At 60.1% G+C, this 3,205-nt stretch carries 4 protein-coding genes; all 4 read right to left on the reverse strand.

Features of this window, described 5'->3' with window-relative positions; all coding sequences use genetic code 11:
* A partial coding sequence (locus tag BMW76_RS39860; RefSeq protein WP_090874154.1) for a toprim domain-containing protein occupies nt 1-2,101 on the reverse strand: 2,101 nt, incomplete at its 3' end.
* Nucleotides 2,102-2,181: 80 nt separating this feature from the next.
* Entirely contained in the window at nt 2,182-2,574 is a 393-nt protein-coding gene (locus BMW76_RS39865) for a hypothetical protein (RefSeq protein WP_090874155.1), read from the reverse strand.
* A gap of 27 nt (nt 2,575-2,601) precedes the next feature.
* Nucleotides 2,602-2,853 (reverse strand): ogr/Delta-like zinc finger family protein, encoded by a 252-nt coding sequence (locus BMW76_RS39870; RefSeq protein ID WP_060081498.1) that lies wholly within the window; start codon nt 2,851-2,853, stop codon nt 2,602-2,604.
* 66 nt (nt 2,854-2,919) lie between these two features.
* Nucleotides 2,920-3,105, reverse strand: coding sequence for a hypothetical protein (locus BMW76_RS39875; RefSeq protein ID WP_090874156.1), 186 nt, complete (start codon nt 3,103-3,105; stop codon nt 2,920-2,922).
* Between the last annotated feature and the right edge of the window lie 100 nt (nt 3,106-3,205).

A 3,205-nucleotide genomic window follows, 5' to 3' on the forward strand; every position in this document is an offset into this window, starting at 1 on the left:
CGGTGAGGTTGGTGCGCACGAGCTTTCCATGCAGCGAACGCACGGGCACATCCTCGCCGGCGAGCAGCACGGGCGCAGAGAGCACGTATTCGGTCATTTCCGAGCCGCGTTTCGTGATCGTGTATTGGTAGTTCTCTTGCAACAGGCCGACCGCTTTATCGATCACGTCTTGCTTGCGCGCGCTCAGTTCTTCCCATCCGACAGGGTGCGATGTGTGGCTGATACTCGTGAGCAAGCGAAACTCGGTTTGCAGCGATTGGCCTGAAAACATGGTGAAACCGATCGTGCGTTCGAGCGCCTTGATGAGCGTCGATTTACCGGCGCTCTTGTCGGCTTGCATCATCATGTGCGGCCAGAATCCGAGCAGCGCCTTAAGGTGCCCGCCTAGCCCCCATACGAGCGCGAGAGCCGCCGCGTTGTCTTTGAACGTCTCTTGATACTTGCCGATCACGCGGGCCGCGTCCGAGGCCGTGCCGCTCGGAAACGTGAGGTTGTGATACGGGCATTGTTGCTCGGCGTTCGTGAAATAGCAGTCGGGGCCTTCATTCACGACGAGCCGGCCGTCGCGCCACGCGAGGCCGACATAGTTCGCGGCCTTGCGTGCGCCGAGGTGCGCCGAGCGTTCGAGGATCGTCACCATGCGCGAGAAGCGTTTCGGCTCCCATATCGGGCCGAACTGGTTCCATACCGTGAGGTTGTGAATCTGTTTGTCGTTGAGCACGGCGCGCGTGAGGTCCGCACCATGTCGCGGGGTCTGCACGGTCACGGCGAAATAGACGGTCGGCGAGTTGTCGGGATCGCCCGTCATGGTCGACGAGGCGCTTGCGACAGACACGCGGCTAAACGACGCGACGCGAAAGCCGGCGAGGTCGATATGCGTCGGCGCATCGTCCTCGGTTTCGCCGGCCTTGGCGATGTATGTCGAGAAGTCGAGCCGCGAGCGGAAACGCCAGTATTGAGCGAAGTCGTGCGACGGCAGGAATACGCGCGGCTTTCCCTTCCGGGTCGTGTCGCCGGCCATGCCGGGGATAAGCCATTGCTCGTAAGTGTCGAGCGCCTTGCGCAGCTCGTCAGCGCCGCGCAGTTGCAGATAGTCATTTACATCGTTGATCGACTCGGCCTTGTTCGAGCCGTCCGCAAGGTCTTTCACCCAATCGGCTTGATCGATCAGGATGCACGCAATGTTGAGCGCGGTAAGGCGCTCATACAGCTTGCAAGCGGCATCGGGGCCGGGGCGCTCGCCGGCGCGCGGCTTGTCGTCGGCGATCACGTCATCGTTATCGAGACAGATCACGACTTGCTTGCCGCGCAGAAACGTAAAGTCGATGTTGTCGACGTTGCCGATGCCGCGCAGGGCATAGGCGGCCGTTCCGGGGATGCCGCACGAGTCGACAGACAGCGCATTGATTGCGCTTTCAACGATCACGACGCGGTGAGCTGCGTGCAGCTTGCGCGGGTCGGCCGTCCATCCGTGTCCGTCCTTCTCGCCCTGTGTCTGCGTCTTGACGCCGCCATTAAGGGCCGGGTCGATATAACGCATGTCAGCCGCGACGAGCTGCGAACCGTTAAGGGAATGCACGAGGAAAACCGCAGCGGGGCCGCCGTGCCCGACTTCGCCGGCCGGCCGCTTGGGGCTTGTCCAGTCGTTATAGCCGAGCGTCTTGCACTTCAATGCCCGCTCGATCGCCGCGTCGGTGATGCCGCGCGACTTGAGATAGTCGCGGGCCTTCTCGCGGTGCTCGATAGCACGCTCGGCGATGTAGTCGATCGCGGTTTTCGTGCGGGTTGGTTCGGCCGGCTTATCGATGGTGTCGAACGGAATGCCGAATGCTTCGTGCAGGTAGCGCATTGCCTCGGATACGTCGCAGCCTTGCACGTACATCACGAGGTCGATGCACGAGCCGCCCTTGCCGGTCGAATGATCTTTCCAGCCTTCGCCCTTTTCGGGCAGTGCCGGAAAGATCGACAGCGAGGGCACTTTGTCGGTCGTGTGCGGCGAGTGGTAATTCGCCTTTTCGCCGCCTTTGCCTTTCTTGATGCCGAGTCGATCGGCCAGCTCGTGAAGGTCGACGCGGCGCTTGAGTTCGGTGATCGATGCCATTTTTCAGAATCGCGGGCGTGAGTTCTCCCGGCCGCAGCTCGCCGAGCGCGGCTAGGAAAGGGTGTTTTGTGGGGATTGGTTTAGAGAGTGCCGGCCGCGTCGTCGAGGCCGTTCGCGAGCATCGCGCGCGTGCTCGGCACGGGCACGCTCGCCAGTGCCGGCGTCTTTACAAGGTCGATCAGCTCGGCGACCGTGAAAACGCGCAGCATGCCGTTTCTAGGGTCGCGAATGAATATGGTGTGGCTCGTTGTGAGCGACACGTCGACATAGGCCTTGCATCGGCGCGATTCCCGCTCGCCGTATGCCTGGAGCGTTGCGACTTCCGCCTCGCGCTTCGATACGAGTGCCGTATCGATCAGGTGAGCGACACATCGATCGATCAGCAAGGCGCGATCGCGGTCGAGGTGTTCGCCTTCGTGAGCGGCGAGAAAGGCGAGTGCAACGTAATGCAAAGGCTTGTCGGTGTTCAGCATGGTTCGGTCCCTCAAAGGTTCGCCCGTTCAGTCGACGAGCAATTGAAGTTGTTTCATCACGCGTTCTCTGACGTGTGGCGAAAGCGGCAATCGAATCGCCTCATTCGGCTTTGCGCTCGGCGACAGCGTTCGCACGGCTTCGAGATTCGCGACGAACGTGTGCCCGCATTCTGGATCGCGGCAAACGAACACGATTTCTCGCAAGGTGATCGACATATAGCGCGACGATCGAGCGATAACGCGGCCTTTGCAGTGCGGGCAATCGATGGTGAATCGCATAGGTGTTACTCCGATCGAGATAAGGAATCCGCCCCCGGCCTTGATCCTTCACGGTTCCAGCATCTTTTAGCGGCTTCGCCTTTTCGCGTGGCTCGCATATTGTTCAAGTCCGACGAGATAGATAATCCGAGCCATCTGCGCTTCGCTGCGTTGCTCTTGCTTGGCGAGGCGTTGCAGGTCGTCGATTTGCTCGGCGCTAAGTGGGATCGGCACGCGTTTCGCCGATGATGTTCGAGAGGTCATGGTGCGCATGTCTATTTCAGTCTGTAACAGGTCGTCGCTTAGTGTTACTAAGTGTAATTATAGTCCTTACTGTTGGCTAACGCACATATATATTTGTAATTTTTAAGGC

Source organism: Paraburkholderia diazotrophica, from assembly GCF_900108945.1.
Taxonomy (GTDB): Bacteria; Pseudomonadota; Gammaproteobacteria; order Burkholderiales; family Burkholderiaceae; genus Paraburkholderia; species Paraburkholderia diazotrophica.

What these genes read in the sequence shown, in the direction of transcription:
- BMW76_RS39875 (WP_090874156.1), bottom strand. Translation starts at nt 3,105, where the DNA reads ATGCGCACCATGACCTCTCGAACATCATCGGCGAAACGCGTGCCGATC.
- BMW76_RS39870 (WP_060081498.1), bottom strand. Translation starts at nt 2,853, where the DNA reads ATGCGATTCACCATCGATTGCCCGCACTGCAAAGGCCGCGTTATCGCT.
- BMW76_RS39865 (WP_090874155.1), bottom strand. Translation starts at nt 2,574, where the DNA reads ATGCTGAACACCGACAAGCCTTTGCATTACGTTGCACTCGCCTTTCTC.